General features: G+C 72.7%; 14 protein-coding genes. 8 read left to right on the forward strand and 6 right to left on the reverse strand.

Features of this window, described 5'->3' with window-relative positions; genetic code table 11:
- The 5 genes from VGR37_18445 to mfd all read right to left on the reverse strand — a co-directional run.
- On the reverse strand, positions 1 to 222 hold a 222-nt coding region (locus VGR37_18445; GenBank protein HEV2149389.1), incomplete at its 3' end, for a hypothetical protein.
- Positions 219 to 500 carry a S4 domain-containing protein gene (locus VGR37_18450; GenBank protein ID HEV2149390.1) on the reverse strand — a complete coding sequence of 94 codons (282 nt, stop codon included), beginning with the start codon at positions 498 to 500 and terminating at the stop codon, positions 219 to 221. The genes VGR37_18445 and VGR37_18450, both read right to left, overlap by 4 nt.
- 1 nt (position 501) lies before the next feature.
- The gene (locus VGR37_18455; protein ID HEV2149391.1) at positions 502 to 1,812 is read right to left on the reverse strand and encodes a peptidylprolyl isomerase; all 1,311 of its coding nucleotides are present in this window, start codon (positions 1,810 to 1,812) and stop codon (positions 502 to 504) included.
- A 167-nt stretch (positions 1,813 to 1,979) separates the two neighbouring features.
- Positions 1,980 to 3,458 (reverse strand): peptidylprolyl isomerase, encoded by a 1,479-nt coding sequence (locus VGR37_18460; GenBank protein HEV2149392.1) that lies wholly within the window; start codon positions 3,456 to 3,458, stop codon positions 1,980 to 1,982.
- A 114-nt stretch (positions 3,459 to 3,572) separates the two neighbouring features.
- Complete coding sequence (gene mfd, locus VGR37_18465; protein ID HEV2149393.1) at positions 3,573 to 6,923, reverse strand: transcription-repair coupling factor; 3,351 nt, start codon at positions 6,921 to 6,923, stop codon at positions 3,573 to 3,575.
- Between the two features lie 351 nt (positions 6,924 to 7,274).
- On the opposite strand from mfd, the gene VGR37_18470 reads away from it, so the two are divergent.
- The 4 genes from VGR37_18470 to VGR37_18485 all read left to right on the forward strand — a co-directional run bounded on the left by VGR37_18470 (position 7,275) and on the right by VGR37_18485 (position 11,957).
- On the forward strand, positions 7,275 to 8,477 hold the full coding sequence (locus tag VGR37_18470; protein ID HEV2149394.1) for a DUF4384 domain-containing protein: 1,203 nt from the start codon (positions 7,275 to 7,277) through the stop codon (positions 8,475 to 8,477).
- Between the two features lie 202 nt (positions 8,478 to 8,679).
- Positions 8,680 to 10,113 (forward strand): M28 family peptidase, encoded by a 1,434-nt coding sequence (locus VGR37_18475; GenBank protein HEV2149395.1) that lies wholly within the window; start codon positions 8,680 to 8,682, stop codon positions 10,111 to 10,113.
- 166 nt (positions 10,114 to 10,279) lie between these two features.
- Positions 10,280 to 11,221, forward strand: coding sequence for a hypothetical protein (locus VGR37_18480; GenBank protein HEV2149396.1), 942 nt, complete (start codon positions 10,280 to 10,282; stop codon positions 11,219 to 11,221).
- A gap of 52 nt (positions 11,222 to 11,273) precedes the next feature.
- Positions 11,274 to 11,957, forward strand: coding sequence for a hypothetical protein (locus VGR37_18485; protein HEV2149397.1), 684 nt, complete (start codon positions 11,274 to 11,276; stop codon positions 11,955 to 11,957).
- Between the two features lie 173 nt (positions 11,958 to 12,130).
- Here VGR37_18485 and VGR37_18490 read toward each other — a convergent pair whose 3' ends face one another.
- Positions 12,131 to 13,417, reverse strand: a complete 1,287-nt coding sequence (locus tag VGR37_18490; protein HEV2149398.1) for a DUF5723 family protein — start codon at positions 13,415 to 13,417, stop codon at positions 12,131 to 12,133.
- A gap of 454 nt (positions 13,418 to 13,871) precedes the next feature.
- On the opposite strand from VGR37_18490, the gene lepA reads away from it, so the two are divergent.
- The 4 genes from lepA to VGR37_18510 all read left to right on the forward strand — a co-directional run bounded on the left by lepA (position 13,872) and on the right by VGR37_18510 (position 18,991).
- Positions 13,872 to 15,671, forward strand: a complete 1,800-nt coding sequence (gene lepA / locus VGR37_18495; protein ID HEV2149399.1) for a translation elongation factor 4 — start codon at positions 13,872 to 13,874, stop codon at positions 15,669 to 15,671.
- Entirely contained in the window at positions 15,668 to 16,708 is a 1,041-nt protein-coding gene (locus VGR37_18500; protein HEV2149400.1) for a glycosyltransferase family 9 protein, read from the forward strand. Before lepA ends, VGR37_18500 begins: the two co-directional genes overlap by 4 nt.
- Complete coding sequence (locus tag VGR37_18505; protein HEV2149401.1) at positions 16,663 to 17,781, forward strand: glycosyltransferase; 1,119 nt, start codon at positions 16,663 to 16,665, stop codon at positions 17,779 to 17,781. The genes VGR37_18500 and VGR37_18505 overlap by 46 nt, the downstream gene beginning before the upstream one ends.
- A 217-nt stretch (positions 17,782 to 17,998) precedes the next feature.
- Positions 17,999 to 18,991: an ROK family protein gene (locus VGR37_18510; protein HEV2149402.1), complete on the forward strand. Its 993-nt coding sequence runs from the start codon at positions 17,999 to 18,001 to the stop codon at positions 18,989 to 18,991.
- Positions 18,992 to 19,035 lie beyond the last annotated feature (44 nt).

The following is a 19,035-nucleotide window of genomic DNA, read 5'->3' on the forward strand; positions in this document are numbered from 1 at the left end:
GCGCACCGCCTCCCCGGCGATGCGCCCCGCCGCGGCCTGGCCGTCGGCGGGAGTCCAGCGGCCCACGGGGAGCGCGGTCCCCGGGCCGTCCCATCCCTCCGGCCCCACCACGGTCCATTCCGCCAGCCCCGCGACCTCCGGGTCCTCCAGCGCGCTGCGGGCCACCTCCGGGCCGATTCCGCGCGGGTCGCCCAGGGTGACCGCGATCCGGGGGAGGCTCACCAGCGCTCCGCCGTGCGCTCTTCGCGCAGCACGCGGTACATCTCCTTCGCCGCCTTCTTCGAGGTGCTCTTTCCCGGGAGCACCTCCAGCTCCAGCTCCAGCGTCCGGGCCGGGTAGCGGACCTCGAGCCGCGCGCCCGGGACCACCTCGTCCGCGGGGCGTGCCTTCCGCCCGTTCAGGGAGACCGCCCCCGCGTCGCACGCCGTCTTGGCCTCGTTGCGGCTGCGAGTGAGGCAGAGGCGGTGCAGGAGGACGTCCAGCCGGAGCCCCTCCGCCATCTCAGAGCCGGACGTCCACGAAGGTGCGGTCCCGCAGCTCGGCGAAAACCTGCTGCTGGATCTTCTGCTGCTGGATGGACTCGCGGATCTGCTCGCGGAACTCCTCCAGCGTGAACTCGCCGGCCTCGCGCCGCTCGTTCACCTTCACCACCACCCAGCCCGCGCCGCCGGTGCCGCCCTCCACCTGCAGGGGGCCCACCACGGACCCGGCCGTGGCGCCCTGCACCACGGGGGCGTACGCCGGGGGGAGCCGGTCGAGCGGGACGTCCTCCGCGAAGCGCTGGTCGGACGGGGTGTTGTACCGCTCGGCCAGGACGCTCATGCTCGCCCCGGCGCGTGCGGCGGCGGCCACCGAGTCGGCGCGCTCGCGGGCGCGGACGCGGTCCGCCTCGGTGAGCTCCGGGCGGATCAGGATGTGGCGCGCCTGCCGCTCGCCGCCACGGACCTTCTCCAGCTTGATGATGTGGTAGCCGAACTGCGTCTCCACGATCCCGCTGACGTCTCCGGGACGGAGCGCGAAGGCCACCTGCTCGAAGGGGCGGACCATCTGCCCCTGCTTGAACCACCCCAGGTCGCCCCCCCGCTCGCGCGAGCCGGGGTCCTCGGAGAAGCGGCGGGCCAGCACCTCGAAGTCGCCGCCCTTGCGGAGCTCGTCGTGCACCTGCTGGGCGCGGCGCAGCGCCACCGCCTTGGCCGAGTCGCTCGGGACCGGCTCCACGATCACCTGCTCGAATGACACGGTGGCGGGCCGTGAGCCGAGCTGGCCGCGCTGCGCCTGGAAGGCCGCCTGGATCTCCGCCTCCGAGACCGGGGGGCGCACCGCCTTGCCGAGGCGCTGCGCGACGAAGCGCGACACCATGATCCGGCCGCGGGTCTGCTCCATCCGGAAGGCGCGGAACTGCTCCGGCGTGAAGCCGGACTGCGCCAGGGTCGCCGCGTACTCGGCCTCGCTGGGGAAGCGGCCGCGGATCTCGCGGATCTCCTGGTCCACGGCGCGCGCCACCTCGTCGTCGCTCACCTGGATCCCGGCGTTCTTGGCAGCCTGCAGCGCGACCAGGTCGTCGATGCGGGCGTCCACGATCTGCCGCAGGAGGGCCTGCTGCGCCTGCGGGTCGGGGGGGACGGGGCGGCCCTCGGCGCGGAGCCGGGCGATCTCCTCCTGCACGTCGGAAAGGAGGAGCGTGGTGTCGCCGACCACGGCCACGACGCGGTCCACCAGCTCCTCACCCGGCTGCGGTGCGGCGGGGACCTGTGCGCCGAGCGCGGCGGGGGCAGCGGCGAAGATCAGTGCGAACGCGGTACGGATGCGCATGGCGGGTTCGTCGGGACGTGGGCTGCGGCGGGGGTCCCCGCCGGTCGGGGCGGCGCTCCGCGATGGAGCGCCGCGGGGCCACGTGGATGCCTGCGCACCCCCATGGCCCCGCGGTTCATACGCCCTTCCGGGGCGCGGAGTTCCGCGCCCCGGGAGGAAAGCCGCCGCTACTGCTCCTGCTGCGGCGTGACGGGCGGCTGCGCCAGCTCCTGGTCCGGCGCGGGGAGCGGCTGCCCCGGGGGGACCGCGCCCGGGGGCGGCAGCTGCGGCTGCGCCGGGCGGAGCGTCTGCATCTGCTTGACCACCGCGGGGAAGGTCCCCTCGTTGATCTCGAACTCGTACTTGCTCCGCAGCGCGGGGCCGAGCGGCCCGAGCTGCGGGACCTGGCGGGTGCCGCTGATGGCGCCCTCGATCAGCTCCTTGACGCGCGCCTCGATCGCCTGGCTCGCCCCGGCGCCGCGCGGGAGGCGGTCGCGGGTGAAGCCGGCCTGGCGCACGATCTCGCCGATGGACTCGCGGGTGCCGCGGCGGAGCGTGTCGAGCTGTGCCGCGGAGGGCGCGATCTTGCGGCGCTCCGCCTCGCGCAGGAGGAGCTCCTTGTGCGTCATCTGCTCCACCAGGTCGTTGACCTGCTCGTCCGTCGCCTGCGAGAAGCTGCCGCGGGCCTGCGGCGGGATGGTGCGCAGGAACTCGGCGAACTCGCCGGTGGTCAGCTCGCCGCCCTTGTACGACGCCATCACCCGCTCCGCCGCGCGTCCGCGCAGCTGCAGGTTCGTCTGGCCGGCCAGCTCACGGGCGATCTTGGCCGCGCCCGGGCGGACCTCCACCCCGGCGGCCTTGGTGAGCGAGTCCACGTACGTCTTCTCGGCGTCCTGCTGGGCCCGCTGCACGAGGAACCGCACGAAGCCCTCGCGCTGCTCGCCCAGGTCGGTCTGACGGCGGTCCTCCACCCGGATCACGTGGTAGCCGAACGGGGTCTCCACCACCGGGCTGATCTGCCCCGGCTCGAGCTGGAAGGCGGCCTCCTCGAACGGGGCGACCATCCGCCCGCGCCCGAAGTACCCCAGGTCGCCGCCCTGCTCCCGGCTCCCGGGGTCCTGCGAGTGCTGCCGCGCCAGCGCGGCGAAGTCCTCGCCGGCCGCGGCGCGGGCGCGGACCGCCTCCGCCTGCCTGCGCACGCTGTCGCGCTGCGCCGGCGGGGCCTCCGCGGGGACCTGGAAAAGGATGTGGCGGGCGCGCACCTCGGCGCCCGGGCCCTCGGAGGCCCAGAGCCGCTGGATCTCCTGCTCGGTGAAGGTGGTGTCCGGGCGGATCACCTGCTGGCGGAGCTGCCACATCACCATCTGCTCGCGCTGCGGGGCGACGAGCTGCTCCAGGTCGAGCACGGCCAGCGAGGTGTCCTCGGCGGCGGCGGCGGCGAGCAGGGTGTAGTCCACCCACATGTTCGCCAGCTCCTGCACCACCTCGGGGGTGGCGGGGATCTGCGGGTTGCCGGCCAGGAGCCGCGCGGCCTCCTCCACCTTCAGCTCGTGGCCTGCGGCCCTCGCGACCACGTCGGTGTGCGCGGTCATGGCACTGCCGAAGCCTCCGCACCCCCCGGCGAGCAGGGGGGCGGCGGCAAGCATCGCCCAACGGGACAGCTTCATGCGTGTCTCCAGCAACGGGTGAATGGTCGGCACGGCCGGGAAGCCGTACCCGTCAACGCTCGTACTCCGGTGGTGCACGTGCTGCGCGGCGCCGGTACCGCGCGGTGGAACGGCCTACGCCGCGGCGGCCCTCTCCTGCTCCAGCTCCCGGAGGGCGTCCACCAGGGTGGCGAGGATCGGCTCGGTGCCGCGGCGGTGCAGCGTCAGCGAGAGCGGGATCGGGCGGCGCACCTCCACGTCGAACTGCCGCGCCGCCAGCACCCGCTGCAGGCTCACCATGCGCGGGACGACCCCGGTGCGGAAGTTGAGCCGCACGTCCCAGGGGCGCACCAGGATCCGCTCGATCCCCAGCGCGCCGCCGAGCAGCCGCAGCGAGGCGGTGGCGAGGAGCGCCTCCGCCTCGGGCGGCACCGGCCCGTAGCGGTCGCGAAGCTCGCGGCGCAGCGCCTCGATCCGCCCCGGGTCCTCCTCGCGGGCGAGACGGCGGTAGAAGTGGAGCTTCTGCGCCTCGTCCGGCACGTATTCGTCCGGGATCAGCGCCACCCCGTCCACCGAGACGTCGGTGGGCTTCCGCGCGGGCGCCCTGCCGTCCCCCTTGATCTGGCGGACGGTCTCCTCCAGGAGGCGCATGTAGGTGTCGAACCCGACCGCGTGCACGGAGCCGGACTGCTCCGAGCCCAGGATGTTACCCGCGCCCCGCAGCTCGAGGTCCTTCAGGGCGATGCGGTATCCGCTCCCCAGCTCGGTGTAGTGCTCCAGGACGCGCAGCCGCTTCTCCGCCTCCTCCGAGACCTCGTCGGGGACCAGGAGGTAGCAGTACGCGCGGTGGTGGCTCCGTCCCACGCGGCCGCGGATCTGATAGAGCTGCGACAGGCCGAAGTGGTCGGCGCGGTTGACGACCAGGGTGTTTGCGCGGGGGACGTCCAGCCCGGACTCGATGATGGCGGTGGCGACCAGGATCTCCACCTCCCCCTCGATGAAGCGGGTCATCACCTCCTCCAGCTCCTTCTCCTTCATCTGCCCGTGCGCCACCCCCACGCGGGCGTCCGGGACCAGGTCACCGACCCGCTTCGCCACCGTGGCGATGGTCTCCACCCGGTTGTGGACGAAGAAGACCTGCCCGCCCCGGTCCAGCTCCCGGCGGATGGCGTCCTCCAGCACCGCGTCCGCCCAGGGGAGGACGTGGGTGATGATGGGCTGCCGGTCGCGCGGGGGAGTCTGGATCAGCGTCATGTCCCGGAGCCCCAGCAGCGAGAAGTGCAGGGTCCGCGGGATCGGCGTGGCGGTGAGCGTCAGGACGTCCACCGTGCGCCGGAGCTGCTTGAGCCGCTCCTTGTGCTTCACCCCGAAGCGCTGCTCCTCGTCCACCACGATCAGCCCCAGGTCGTGGAACTTCACGTCGGGGGAGAGGAGCCGGTGCGTCCCCACGATGACGTCCACCTCGCCGCGCTCCAGCTTCTCCAGCACGACGGCCTGCTCCTTCGCGGTGCGGAAGCGCGAGAGCGCCTCGATCCGCACCGGGAAGTCCGCCAGCCGCTCGGAGAAGGTGTGCAGGTGCTGCTCGGCGAGGATCGTGGTGGGGACCAGGACCGCCACCTGCTTCCCGTCCTGCACCGCCTTGAAGGCGGCGCGGACCGCCACCTCGGTCTTCCCGTACCCCACGTCGCCGCAGATCAGGCGGTCCATGGGGCGGGGCGACTCCATGTCGCGCTTGACGTCCTCGGTGGCCTGGCGCTGGTCCGGGGTGTCCTCGAAGAGGAAGGCGGACTCCATCTCCCGCTGCCAGCGCGAGTCGGCGCCGAAAGCGTACCCCGCCTCTGCCTCCCGGGCCGCGTACAGCTCCAGGAGCTCGGCCGTCATCTCCTGGATCGCCTTCTTCGCCTTCTGCTTGGTGCGGGTCCAGTCCTTCCCCCCGATCTTGTGGACGCGGGGCGGGGGACCCTCCTCGTTCTCGGAGACCCAGCGCTCGATCAGGTCCACCCGGTGCACGGGGACGCGCAGCAGCTCTCCCCCGGCGTACTCCACCACCAGGGTCTCGAACTCCTCCTCGCCGACGCGGACGCGCTCCATCCGCCGGAACTGCCCGATGCCGTGGTCCATGTGGACCACGTACTCCCCCGGCTTGAGCGCCGCCAGGCTTTCCAGCGCGGCTCCCCCCCGGAACCGCCGCCTGCGGCGGATGCGGCGGGTGCGCCGGAAGATCTCGTGGTCCGTGAGGACGCGGAGCGGCGGGTCGGCGTCGGCGAGGATGAAGCCGCCGGAGACGGATCCCAGGGCGAGCGTCACCTCGGAGCGGACGCGGAGCTCGTCCAGCAGCTCCTGGAGCCGGTCGAGCTGCCCCTGGTTGTCGCAGAGCACCAGAGTCCGCTCGCCGCGCGCGGCCCCGCCGCGGAGCACGTCGCCCAGGCGGGCCATGTCGCGGTCGATGGCCTCGGGCGGCGCGGCGCGGAAGCGGAGCGTCCGGCCGGCGTCGGGCCCCACCCCCACGAACACCTGCGGGAACCGGCCGAGGCGCGCCGCCGCCTCGGCGGCGGGGAGGAAGAGCGCCTCGGGGCCCTCGGGGCCCGCCCCGCGCTGCACCTCGGCCTGGTGGAGGCGCTGCACCTCGGTCCAGGTGCGCTCCAGCTCGGCGCGTGTGGCGCCGCCGGTGAGGTGCACCAGCACCGTCTCCGGCGGGAGGTAGTCCAGGAGCGAGCGGCGCCCGCCCGGCGCTCCGGCGCCGTTTCCGGACGCCGGCTTCCGCTCGCGACCCGCCTTCGCCGCGGAGGGCCGCAGGTCCACCGGGAGCACCTGGATGCTCTCCACGGAGCTGACCGAGAGCTGGGTGAGGAGGTCGAAGTGGCGGATCGACTCGACCTGGTCGCCCCAGAACTCGATGCGCGCCGGCTCCGGGGTGCCGAAGCCGAACACGTCCACGATCCCGCCGCGGAGCGCGAACTGCCCCACCTCCTCCACCGTCGCCACCCGCTCGAAGCCCATCTCCTCCAGCCGGGCGCTCAGGTCGCCCAGGCGGATCTCCTCGCCCACCCGCAGCTCCAGGCGGAGGTCGGCGAGCCCGTCCACGGCGGGGGAGAGCTCCTGCAGCGCGCGCGTGGTGGTGACCAGGAGCGCGGTGCGCCCGCCGAGGAGCGCCTCCAGCGCCTCCACGCGGGCGCCGCCGATCTCCACGTGCGGCTCCGCCTCCTCGTACGGGAGCGACTCGCGCTGCGGGTACAGGTGCACCGCGCCCTCGCCCAGGAGCGCCTCCAGGTCGGCGGCCACCTGCTCGGCTCCGTCCGGGGTGGAGACGACGAGGACCCAGATCCGCTCGGGGCGGACGCGGTGGAGCGCGCCCACCAGGAGGGCGGGCGACGCACCCGCGAGGCCCTCCGCCAGGAGCGACTCGCCCGCGCGCGGGAGCGCGGCGGCGAGCTCCCGGAACGCGGGGGCGGAGCGGAACGCTTCGATCAGGAGCGGATGCGGCACGACGTACGGCCGGAGGGGACGGGCGTGGCGCCGGATGCGCCGCGACGGTTGATCTTGCGCCCCCGATCCGGTACCATCCGTGTGGATGGCGCCGCGCCGCGGCTCCGGGCGGGGGGCAAACGCCGCAAGCTAAGGGCTCCCCGGACCCTGCGTCAACGGTGGAGAGCCACCGACGCGCCGATTGGTGTCCACGCCGCGGACACCCCGGTGTCCCCGCGGTGGGACGCAGCCGCCGCCCCCGGCGAGGCGCCGCGGCGGCGGAATCCGCCTGGAGCCTTGACGTTTTCCTCCACGCCCGCGCGGAACGCGCTTTGCCCGCAGGGGATCCTGCACCGCAACGGAGCCGTGTCCATGAGAAACCTGTTCGCCGCCCTCGCCCTGCTCGCCGCCTCCGGCGCCGCCGGGGCGGCCCCCGCCCGCGCCGCCGCGCTCCCCGCGGCGGACGCACCCGCCGCACAGGCGTACGACCTCCGGGTCCGTGTCTGGGCGGACGACGACCGCGACCTCTTCCGCTCGGGCGACCGGGTGCGCGTGCAGTTCCACGCGACCCGGAGCGCCTACGTGGCCGTGATCCACCTCACCACCGACGGCGAGGTGGAGTTCCTCTACCCGCGCTCCCCGTGGGACGACGGATACGTGCGCGGCGGGCGCAACTACTCGCTCCCCTTCGCCGGGGGCACCGGCGACTGGAGGGTCCGCGGCTCGCCCGGGATCGGATACCTGTACGTGGTGGCCTCGGAGGAGCCGCTCGACTTCCGGGCCTTCCAGAACCGCTCCGGCTCGGCGTGGGAGTACCGCCGCATCGGCTCGGGGGTGCGGGGGGACCCGTACTACGCCCTGGACCGCATCACGGAGCTCCTGGTGCCGGACTGGGACTACGGGGAGTTCGCGACCGACTACTACGCGTACCACGTGGGGTCGCGCCACGCCTACCCGCGCTACGCCTGCTACGACCGGTACGCCGACCCCTACTCGTGGGGGGGGTACTACGACCGCTGCGACCGGCTGGTCGTGTTGCTGCGCGACGACCCGTACTATTATGATCCGCACCGCCACCGGCGCGCCCGTGGCTACTACCTGGCGGACTCCCGCAGGGCGGAGCCGCTGCACCGCTACAAGGAGCCGGCCGCCGCGATCGGCCGCGACTACGACCGCGACCGCAGCGGCCGCCTCCCGCCCCTGCGCCGCACGGGCGGCTCGGCCCGGGACGAGGTCACGCGCACCCGCCCGGAGTCCCGGCCGCGCGTGGACACCCCGGTGCTGGACCGCCGGAGCGACTACCAGCAGGGCCAGCAGCCGCGCCAGACGGAGCAGGAGCGGAAGCGCTCGCGGGAGCAGGAGGAGCGTCGGCGCGACGACGAGCGGTCCCGCCCGGTCCTGGAGCGCCGCCCCACCGATCCGGAGACCTCGCGGCCCCGGGTGACGGCACCGCAGCGCGAGCCCCAGCGCGAGTCTCCGCCGGAGCGGACGCGCTCGGAAGCGCCGCCGAAGCAGGAACGACCCCCACCCTCCGACGAAGGCGGCGCCCGCGTCCGGCCGGAGGGATTCCAGTAGGCCCGTCGGGCCTACCCTACTCCATCCGGAGGATCCGATGACGCAACGCCGGTCCGTTGCACTCCCCCTGATTGCGGCGCTCGCCCTCGCGGCGTGCGCCGCGCCCGTTTCCAGCGTCCCGGCGGGACCGCCGGAACCCGCTGCGGCATCGGCTCCGCCCGGAGCCGACGCCGCGGCCGCGGCTACGATCACTCCCGAGGACATGTACTCGCGCATCGCGTTCCTCGCGTCGGACGCCATGCGCGGGCGCAACACGCCGAGTCCCGAGCTGAACATCGCGGCGCAAGCGCTGATCGACCACCACCGCCGCCTGGGGCTGGAGCCGGCCGGAGAAAACGGCACGTACCTGCAGTGGTACCCGTTCCCCCTGCGCGGGCTGAACACCGCCGGGACCCGGCTGGACGTCGTCACCTCCCGCGGCACCCAGACGCTGCGCCTGGGGCGGGACTTCTTCACCCGCGGCGCTACGACCGCCGACGTGAGCGCCCCGCTCGTGTTCGTGGGGAAGGGGACGGCGGAGGCGCTCGGCGAGGGGAGCCTGCGCGAGCGGGCGGCCGTGGTGACGCTCCCCGGGACCTGGGGCGTGCCCTTCCGGGTGGAGCGCAACCGGCAGGCGGCCGCTGCGCGGCAGGCCGGCGCATCGGCGGTCATCCACGTCCTGGACGCCACCTGGACGGCGGACAGCATCGCCAAGTACCAGGAGTTCACCGCCCGGCCGACCCGGGCGCTCGGAGGCGCCGCGCCGGGGCTCCCGGGTTTCCCGCAGTTCTTCGTCACGCAGGCCGCCGCGCGGCGGATGTTCGCGGCGGGGAACGTGAACTTCGACCAGGCCCTGCAGGCCGCCGCGTCGGGCGACGCCCGGCAGGTCCCGCTGGCGGGGGTCCGGATCACGGGGGGGGCGCCGTTCCGCGACCTCGACCGTGAGGAGGCGCCGAACGTGGTCGCCGTGCTGCGGGGGAGCGACCCCGCGCTCCGCGACGAGTACGTGGTGCTCTCCGCGCACTTCGACCACGAGGGCGTGGGGAGGCCGGACGCGAGCGGCGACTCCATCTACAACGGCGCCGACGACAACGGCTCCGGCACCGCCGCGCTCATGGAGATCTCGGAGGCCATGGCCTCCCTCCCGACGCGCCCGCGCCGCTCCGTGGTGTTCCTGCACGTGAGCGGCGAGGAGAAGGGGCTGCTGGGCTCCGAGTGGTACTCGGACCACCCGACGCTCCCGCTGCAGCAGATCGTGGCGAACGTGAACGTCGACATGATCGCGCGGAACTCGCCGGACAGCATCGTGGTGATCGGGAAGGACTACTCCACCCTGGGGCCCACCGTGAACGCGATCCGCGCGCGCCACCCGGAGCTGAACCTGGTGGCCGCCGACGACATCTGGCCGCAGGAGCGCTTCTTCTTCCGCTCGGACCACTTCAACTTCGCCCGGAAGGAGGTCCCCTCGATCTTCTTCTTCAGCGGGGTGCACCCGGACTACCACCGCCCCGGCGACCACGTCGAGAAGATCGACGCGGACAAGGCGGCGCGGGTGGCCCGCCTGGTGTTCTACCTCGCCAACGAGGTCGCGAACGCCGACCAGCGCCCGCAGTGGGACCCGGCGGGGCTGGCGGAGGTGAGGGCGCTCACCCGCTGAGCCGTACGGCTGACTTGGTCAGAAACGGGGGCGGCGAGCGCCGCCCCCGTAATTCTCGAAGGGTAGAGCGTAGTTTGCGAAAATCGTTAACAACGCGACCGCGGAATATACTTATATAAAGCGCCAGTGCTCGCAGGTAGGTATCACCTGATGCCCGGAGGTCGCAATGCACGTTTCCCTCCTACCCTCCAAACGCAGGGCTCCCCTTGGCCTGGTTGTGTCGGGCCTGGCAGCCGGGTCGCTGCTCCTCTCCGCCTGCGAGCGAGCGGCCGTTTCCTCACCTGAACCGCTGCACGCAGGGGACATCCGGAACTACGTGACGGAACAGCTGGCGGAGCGCATCGGCCCGGATGGTGGGTTTCAGCTCCCGGCGCCCCTGCCCGGTGCACGTCCACAGATCACCCCCCAACGCGCAGCTGAGCTCGCCCTCGCCTATGCGCGATCGTTTGCGCCGTACATTCGCGGCTACCTCGAGGGCGATCACGGGCGGGAAATCGATTTCGACGCGCTCCGGGTGGGCTCGCCCGCATACTACGCCGCGACTGCCTACGAGCCGGTCCCCGACGACGCCCACCCGGGCGTCCGCAACGCGTACGGCCCGTACTACCTCGTCTACCTCTCTTCGCCGGACGGTACACCCGTCCTGAGCGTGGCGGTGGCGGCGTACACCGAGGCGTGGATCGAGAATGGCCACCTCTGGCTCCCCCCGCGATCCGGTGCCGATGTGTTCGCCGTGGGCGTGCCCCGGGGACAAGGTTTCACCATGCCGCTCTCCCCCGAGCAGGCGGTCCGGCGCGTTGGAGAGCTTACCGGAAGCCGCGCCGCCGCGGTTCCCGAGCTCTTGCTGGCGGATAGAGACTTCCACCCGCAGCACGCCCGCTGGAAGGTTACACTCGACCGGCCGGTACAGGTGCTGAGCAGGGCGAACGGGCAGGCGCGGCTGGCACGCGAAATCTACGTCGGGCTGAGGGGGAGTCTCACGGTCCCAGCGGCGACCCAGCCGACAGAGGTCACCGTGTTCGATTCTCCAGAGCGAGGTATGATCCGCGTCACAATCAGCCCGGAGCGGCCTGTGGCATTCGAGCCCATCACCCCTGCGAACCCCTGAGGGCACCATGTCCGGGCGAAGCTTCCGAATTGCGCTCGGAATGGCGGGCTCCATGTTCCTTCTTGCCTGCCATGACGACGGACTGGGCGTGCATAACTGCCCGACCGATTATTCCTTCAACTGGAGCGGTCATTCGCTCAAAGTGGAGCATACGGAGCCCGCAAGCTGCCCCGTGTACATCCCGGAGCCTGGCACGGAGAGGCGCACAGGAGCCACGATCGTGGATGGCGGCACCCGCGAATACAACGTGGCCGAGGTACGGGTGAGAGATGCCGCGGGCGCGCCGCTCGATAGCAAGCGCGAGCCCTTCGCGTGGGATCCCAACAACCGGTGGGCTGCCGCGCCATTTGTGGGCTATCGAGCTGGCACCCTGAACCTCCGTCCCGACATCGGTCGCTTCCAGCTCTACGATTTCGCGGGCGGTCCTGGGCCGTGGGCGGAGATGCTGATCACCTACACCGATCGGGTGCAAATCGCCATGCAAGGCCCGGGCACGGTTGCACCCGGATCCACCGTGACCTACCAGGCGGCGGTCACCACCGGCACCGAGCCCTTCACGTACCGCTGGTATGAGGACTGGGATCTCGTCGGCACCGACCAGACGTATACGACCACCGTCCCTGGCGATGGTTCGATCGAGTTGCGTGTTGACGTGACGGATGCGCGGGGAGAGGCGGCATCCCGGGTGAGGGTCATAACCGTCAACTCCTGCCCCGATGGACAGAGGGTGTGCTGATGGAGCGGTAGGAACATGGCTGTCCTGGCTGGGCTGTCTGATGGGCCCCTCCCGCCCTGCTCGGATCCGGTCGGGGCCGGCCGGAGCGAGGGGTCGAAGGCACCAACGAAATGGGGGACGGCGCGTGCGGCGCGCCGTCCCCCACAGCCGTTCCGGCCTATCCGTTGCAATGGTCAGTAGGCCCGAACGCTCAGCCCGAAGCTCCCGATCCAGCCGTTGCGCTCGCCGCCGCTGGCGTCGCCGGTCGTGAAGCGCGCCGCGGCCAGGTCGACCGGGCCCAGGGTGAGCCCGCCGGAGGCCATGCTGCCGTCCTCCAGGTCCGACGAGAAGCCGACCCGCACCGTCCCCACGGGGAGCTTCTGCTGCACGCCCCCACCCAGGAGGCGGGTCCAGCGGCCGGCGAGGCGCCCCTCGGAGAGGTCGTCGTGGAAGGCCGCCGTCAGGGTGGTGCCGACGCCCGGGAGCGCCCAGGCGGCGCCGACGCGCAGGGTAGTGGGGAGCGTGGCGTTCTCCGTCAGCCCCACGGCCGCGGCAGCAAAGGCGCCGGTGGGGTCGCTCCCCAGGTCCTGCTCGCTCTGGTCGTACCGGTTGCGGACGAACTGCAGCTCGGCCTCGCGGAAATCGGCGCGGGTGAGCGTCACGCTCTTCCCCGTGCGCTCGTCGCTCCACTCCATGGAGCCCAGCGCGTTCGCGACCACCGCGCTCACCGTGAGGCCGCGGACCGGCCCCAGCGCGGCGCCCAGGTCGAGCCCCCAGCCGCGCCCGCCCCTGGCGCCCACGCCCACGTAGTCCACCTCGATGTCGCGGGCCTGCAGGTCGTAGCGCGGCTCGAAGGCGCGCGTCTGCACCAGCGAGCGGCCCAGGTAGTAGTGCGCGGTGGCGCCGACGCTCAGCGGACCGGCGCTGGTGCCGTAGCCGGCGGCGAAGTCCCAGAAGGTGGCGCGGCGGCCGCGGGTGTTCCCCACCTGGTAGGTGGTGCGCCCCTCCTGGTACCCGTTGAGGAAGAGGTCCACCAGGTCCCTGCCGACGGTGTGCTCGCCCCGGAGGCCGTAGGCGACGCCCAGCGCGAGGCGGCCGTTCTGGTAGGTCACGAGCGGCGCCCGCACGTCCGCCTCCAGCGCCGTGCCGCTGGCCGGGACCGCCGCGAGCAGCTCGGATTTCCGCTCGTCGGTCAGGTCGTCGTAGTTGAAGAAGTCGGGGAGGTCGCCCACCCGCGGCCCGAGCAGGTTCAACCCCGCGGCCACCTGGGGGAAGCCGAGCGACCAGGCGGGGTTCCCGGAGAGCCCCAGGTTGGCGGGGTTCGCGAACAGGGCCTCGTGCCCGCGCGCGGTGCCTACGTAGGCGCCGCCCAGCCCGAGAGCGCGCGGGGCGAGCGGAACCTGGGCTGCCGCGGGGGCGGCGAAGGCGGCGAGCGCGAGCGAGGCGCCCAGCAGGGCGCCGGTCCGGCGGGGGAGCTTCATCGTGGCTGTGATGGTTACGACGGTGAATGCAGGACGGGCCGCGCCCGGAGATGGAAAGCTAGTGAACGAGTGTTTCCGGCTCAAGCACCCGAAGCCCCCATGGCGGGCTCCTCCCGGAAGCGGGGCCGGGAGGAGCCGTGCCGTGGCGGGGCGTTGTTCGGAGGGGAGAACCTGCCGGTCTGGTCCCGGGGGGCGGGACGCCTTCCCAGAGGGCAACGGCGGTGCCAGGCGCGCTCGGCTGCGGGCCGGGGGCCCCGGATGCGCCGCCACGCCTGGAAGATCGCCCCGGCGGGGCCTCCCGCAGGCGGGGACCGGCACCCTCCGCCCGCCCGGCAAATCGCCCCTTTGCTTGCATCGTGCGGCACGCCGGGCCTTCCTGAGTGTACCCGAGACGGATAAATTCATCGCGTCCCGGACCCCCGGGCGAGGCCCTCCACTCACGCGGAAAATCGCTTTGCGACTCGACCATATTCGGAACTTCTGCATCGTCGCGCACATCGACCACGGAAAGTCCACCCTGGCGGACCGGCTGATCGAGGCCACCGGGACCCTGCAGATGCGGGAGATGAAGGAGCAGGTCCTCGACTCCATGGACATCGAGCGCGAGCGCGGGATCACCATCAAGCTCAACGCGGTGCGGATGACCTACGCCGCGCGCGACGGGAAGTCGTACCAGCTCAACCTCATCGACACGCCGGGGCACGTGGACTTCACCTACGAGGTGTCGCGCTCGCTCGCCGCGTGCGAGGGGGCGATCCTGGTGGTGGACGCCTCGCAGGGGGTGCAGGCGCAGACGCTCTCGAACCTCTTCCTGGCGATGGAGGCGGGGCTGGAGATCGTCCCCGTCCTCAACAAGATCGACCTCCCGGGTGCCGAGCCGGAGCGCCGGCGCGAGGAGCTGGTGGACCTGCTGGGGGTGGACCCGGACGACGTGCTCCTGGCCTCCGCCAAGGCGGGGACCGGGATCGCGGAGATCCTGGAGGCCGTGGTGGCGAGGGTGCCGCCGCCGGAGGGCGACCCCGCCGCGCCGCCGCGGGCGCTGATCTTCGACTCGTACTACGACAAGTACGTGGGCGCGGTCCCCAGCATCCGGGTGATGGACGGGGTGTTCCGCCCCGGGATGCGGGTCGCCTTCGGCTCCAACGACGCCGTGTACCCGGTGGACGAGGTGGGATACCTGCAGCTGGGCCGCTTCTCCACGCCGGAGCTGCGCCCGGGCGAGGTGGGATACATGATCGCCGGGATCAAGCAGGTGGCCCACACCCGCTCCGGCGACACCATCCTGGACGCGGACCATCGCGCCGCCGAGCTGATCCCCGGCTTCCAGGAGGTCAAGCCCATGGTGTTCGCGGGGATCTACACCACGGCCACCGAGCAGTACGAGGAGCTGCGCGACGCGCTGGCGAAGCTGAAGCTGAACGACGCTTCGCTCTCGTACGAGCCGGAGACCTCGCTGGCGCTGGGATTCGGCTTCCGCTGCGGGTTCCTGGGGCTGCTCCACATGGAGATCATCCAGGAGCGGCTGGAGCGCGAGTTCGACCTGGACCTCATCACCACCGTCCCCAACGTGAAGTACCACGTGGCGATGACCGACGGTGAGGACCTGTGGGTGGAGAGCCCGAGCGCGCTCCCGGACCCCACCAAGCTGGACCGCGTGGAGGAGCCGTACGTGCGCGCCCGCATCATGTGCCCTGCGGAGTACATCGGGGGGGTGCAGAAGCTCTGCCACGAGCGGCGCGGCGACTTCAAGGGGATGAACTACCCGGACCCGCAGCGGGTGGAGCTGTCCTACGAGCTGCCTCTGGCGGAGATCGTCCTGGACTTCTACGACCGTCTTAAGTCGTCCACCCGCGGCTACGCCTCGCTCGACTACGAGATGGCGGACTACCGGGCCAACCCGCTGGTCAAGCTGGACATGATGATCAACGGCGACCCGGTGGACGCCTTCAGCGTCATCATCCACCGGGACAAGGCGTACGAGTACGGCCGTACCATCGCGGAGAAGCTCCGGCAGCTCATCCCCCGGCAGATGTTCGACGTGGCCATCCAGGCGGCCATCGGGAACAAGATCATCGCCCGCGAGAGCATCAAGGCCATGCGCAAGAACGTGACGGCCAAGTGCTACGGCGGCGACATCAGCCGCAAGCGCAAGCTCCTGGAGAAGCAGAAGGAGGGGAAGAAGCGGATGAAGCAGGTGGGGACCGTGGAGATCCCGCAGGAGGCGTTCCTGGCCGTGCTCAAGGTAGGGGAGTGACCCGGGAGGACCCCGCCTCGCCCACCGTCGTCCGGGCCCCCAATCACCTCGGGGACCTCGTCATGGCGCTCCCGGCCCTCGCGGCGGCCGGGGGCGCCGACGTGCAGGTGGTCCGCTGGCTCGCTCCACTGCTGGAGATGGTCCGGCAGGAGGACGGGACCGGGGTCCGCCGGGTGCTCCCCCTGGACCGCGGCAGCCGGGGCACGCTGGACGCCGCGCGCGAGCTCCGCCGGCTCCGCTACGCCCGCGGCATCCTGCTGACCCCGTCCTTTTCGTCGGCCCTCCTCTTCCGGCTCGGGGGCGTTCGCCACAGGCGGGGCACGCCCACCGACTCCCGCGGCCCGCTCCTGACCGACCGCGTGGTCCTCCCGTCGGCCCGGGTCCACCGGGCCGCTCTCTACGCGGCGCTCGTGTCGGGTGAGCTCCCCGGCCGCCCTCCGGTTCCGCGCCTGCACGTCCCGGCGCGGGAGGCCTCCCGGTGGCGGGAGCTGGCGGGCCGGGCGGACGGCCCGCTCGTGGGGGTGTTCCCGGGGAGCAACGCTCCATCCAGGCGCTGGGACGCGGACCGGTACGCCGCGCTGGTGCGGCGGCTGGATCGCCGCGGAGTCCGGGTCGCCGTCTTCGGGAGCCCGTCCGAGCGGGCGCTGACCGCGGAGGTCGCCGGGGGCCGCGCGCTCGACCTGGGCGGGCGCACCGACCTCCCGCTCCTGGCCGCCGGACTGGCGGAGTGCGCCCTGCTGGTGACCAACGACAGCGGTCCGATGCACCTCGCCGCGGCGGTGGGCACCCCCACCCTCTCCCTCCAGGGCCCGGGCGACCCCGCGGTGACGCGCCCGCTCGGCGACGGCCAGCACATGGTCCGCGCGGGGGACCTTCCCTGTATCTCCTGCGTCCGCAACGTCTGCCCGCGCAGCGGGCCCGGGTACGTGCTCCCCGACGCGCACCGCGAGTGCATGCGCCTCATCGAGGTCGCCGACGTGGAAGCGGTCGTGTGCGCACGCCTCCCGGCGGGGAGGGCGCCCGCCCGCTCCCCGTGACCGGTCCGGCCGTGCTCCACCTGGACTCCGGCCGCGCCTGGGCCGGCGGGCAGAACCAGGTCCGGGTCCTGATGCGCGGGGTGCGCTCCCGCGTGCGGGCGCAGCTCTGCCTCTGTCCGCGGGGCTCCCCGCTGGAGAGCAGGCTGCGGGAGGAGGGGCTCCCGGTAGCTGGGATCCGCTGGCGGGGGGGCGCCGATCCGCGCGCGGTCCTGGCCGTCGCGCGCGCGATGCGGGGGTTCGACCTGGTCCACTGCCACGACGCGCACGCCCTGCAGGTGGCGCTCGTCCCGGCGAAGCTCCTGGGGATCCCGCTCGTCGCCTCGCGGCGCGTTCCGTTCCGGACCTCCGCGGCGAAGTGGAACCGCGCGGACCGGGTGATCGCGGTGTCGGAGGGGGTGCGTGCCGGGCTGGCGGCGAGCGGGGTGGATCCCCGCCGGCTCCGGACGATCCACAGCGGGATCGATCCCGCCGAGGTGCGGGCCCTCCCCCCGCTCGCTCCCACGCTGCGCGAGCGCCTGGGGATCGCGCCCGACGCCTTCGTGGTGGGCAACGTCGGGCACCTGTACGAGTACAAGCACCAGGAGGAGCTGGTGAGGGCCGCGGCCGAGGCTCCCCGCGACCTGCACTGGGTGATCGTCGGCGAGGGCCCGCGGCGGCCCGTGCTCGAAGAGCTCCTATCCGCGCTCGGGCTTGGCGACCGCGTGCACCTCGTCGGACGGGTGGACGACGCCCGGCGGCTTCTGCGCGAATTCGACCTCTTCGCCTTCTCTTCTCGGGACGAGGGACTCGGATCCAGCGTGCTGGACGCCTTGGCCGCAGGCCTGCCGACCGTCGCGGCGGACGACAGCGGGCCGGCGGAGATCCTCCGCCCGGTGCACGCCTCGACGGGGACGAGCCTGTATCCGCCCGGCGACCACCGCCGCCTCGCGGAGCTCGTCCGCGCGCTACGCGAGTCCGGGGAGGCGCGGCGGGAGATGGTACGCGCCCAGTCGAGCCGGTTGAGCGACTTCCACGTCGACACGACGGCGGAGCGGACGCTCGAGGTGTACCGGGAGCTCCGCGCGCGGAGCTGAGGTTTTGCCCCTCCACGCGCCGCCTCTCGACGGCTCTCCGGGAGTGCCGGACGCCCTATGTTGACCTGTACGCGCCGCCGGCCCATTCTTCTGCTGTCCCCGCGCCGTGGATCGAAGGCGACGCCGCCTGCCGCAACCCGGTACTCGTCGCGATCCGGACATGGGTGCGCCGGATCGACGGGGATCCCGCGCGGTGCTGCCGCCAGTGAGGCTCTGAATGGGTGACAAACGGTGGATCGTCGGGGTGGACCTGGGCGGGACGAACATCGTCGTCGGCCTGCTCCCGGCGGAGGGCGGGGAGGTGCTCGGACTACGCTCCATGCCCACGGACTCGGTGAGGGGAGCCAAGTTCGTCGTGGACCGGATCGTGGGGATGGTGGAGCAGGCGATCGCGGAGGTCCTCTCCACCCACGGCGGCACCCGGGACGACATCGCGGGGGTGGGGATCGGCTCGCCGGGGCCGCTGGACCGCCGCACCGGTACGGTGATCAACACCCCCAACCTGGGGTGGCGCAACTTCCCCCTGCGCGACCTGATCGCCAACGCGGTGCACCTCCCCGCCACCCTGGACAACGACGCCAACTGCGCCACCTACGGCGAGTGGTGGTTGGGCGCGGGGCGGGGCACGCGGACCCTGGTGGGGCTCACGCTGGGCACGGGGATCGGCGGAGGGATCGTGCTGGACGGGAAGATCTTCCACGGCTGCTCGGACGTAGCCGGGGAGATCGGCCACATGACCATCGACTCCAACGGCCGCAAGTGCAAGTGCGGCAACTACGGGTGCATCGAGCAGTACGCCTCCGGCCCCGCCATCGCGCTGCGCGCCGTGGAGGGGATCGAGGCCGGCGCCGAGACGGTCCTGGTGGAGATGGTCAACGGGAAGATGGAGGACATCACCGCCGCCACGGTCTACGAGGCCACGGTGCAGGGCGACGCCTACGCCACCGAGGTGATGAAGGACACCGCCAAGTTCCTGGGCGCGGCCGTGGCGAGCATCATCAACGTCCTCAACCCGGAGATGGTGGTGATCGCGGGCGGCGTGACCCGCGCTGGCGACACGCTCTTCGAGCCTCTCCGGGCCGAGGTGCGGCGGCGGGCGTTCAAGTCGGCACAGGAGTGCTGCCGGATCGTGTCCGCGGAGCTGCCGGGGACGGCGGGGGTCGTGGGGGCGGCGGCGGTGTTCAAGCTGGAGCGGTTCGGGCAGGTGTAGGAAAACGGCGGGGGTTCGGTGGCGGCCGGGACTCCCGGAGCGCT

The organism is Longimicrobiaceae bacterium (assembly GCA_035936415.1).
Classification (GTDB): Bacteria; Gemmatimonadota; Gemmatimonadetes; order Longimicrobiales; family Longimicrobiaceae; genus JAFAYN01.

Bases quoted from the DNA above. Each gene is read 5' to 3' on its own strand.
- VGR37_18460 (HEV2149392.1), bottom strand. From the start codon at position 3,458: ATGAAGCTGTCCCGTTGGGCGATGCTTGCCGCCGCCCCCCTGCTCGCC.
- VGR37_18510 (HEV2149402.1), top strand. From the start codon at position 17,999: ATGGGTGACAAACGGTGGATCGTCGGGGTGGACCTGGGCGGGACGAAC.
- VGR37_18470 (HEV2149394.1), top strand. From the start codon at position 7,275: ATGAGAAACCTGTTCGCCGCCCTCGCCCTGCTCGCCGCCTCCGGCGCC.
- VGR37_18485 (HEV2149397.1), top strand. From the start codon at position 11,274: ATGTTCCTTCTTGCCTGCCATGACGACGGACTGGGCGTGCATAACTGC.
- VGR37_18455 (HEV2149391.1), bottom strand. From the start codon at position 1,812: ATGCGCATCCGTACCGCGTTCGCACTGATCTTCGCCGCTGCCCCCGCC.
- VGR37_18490 (HEV2149398.1), bottom strand. From the start codon at position 13,417: ATGAAGCTCCCCCGCCGGACCGGCGCCCTGCTGGGCGCCTCGCTCGCG.
- VGR37_18475 (HEV2149395.1), top strand. From the start codon at position 8,680: ATGTACTCGCGCATCGCGTTCCTCGCGTCGGACGCCATGCGCGGGCGC.
- VGR37_18480 (HEV2149396.1), top strand. From the start codon at position 10,280: ATGCACGTTTCCCTCCTACCCTCCAAACGCAGGGCTCCCCTTGGCCTG.
- VGR37_18450 (HEV2149390.1), bottom strand. From the start codon at position 500: ATGGCGGAGGGGCTCCGGCTGGACGTCCTCCTGCACCGCCTCTGCCTC.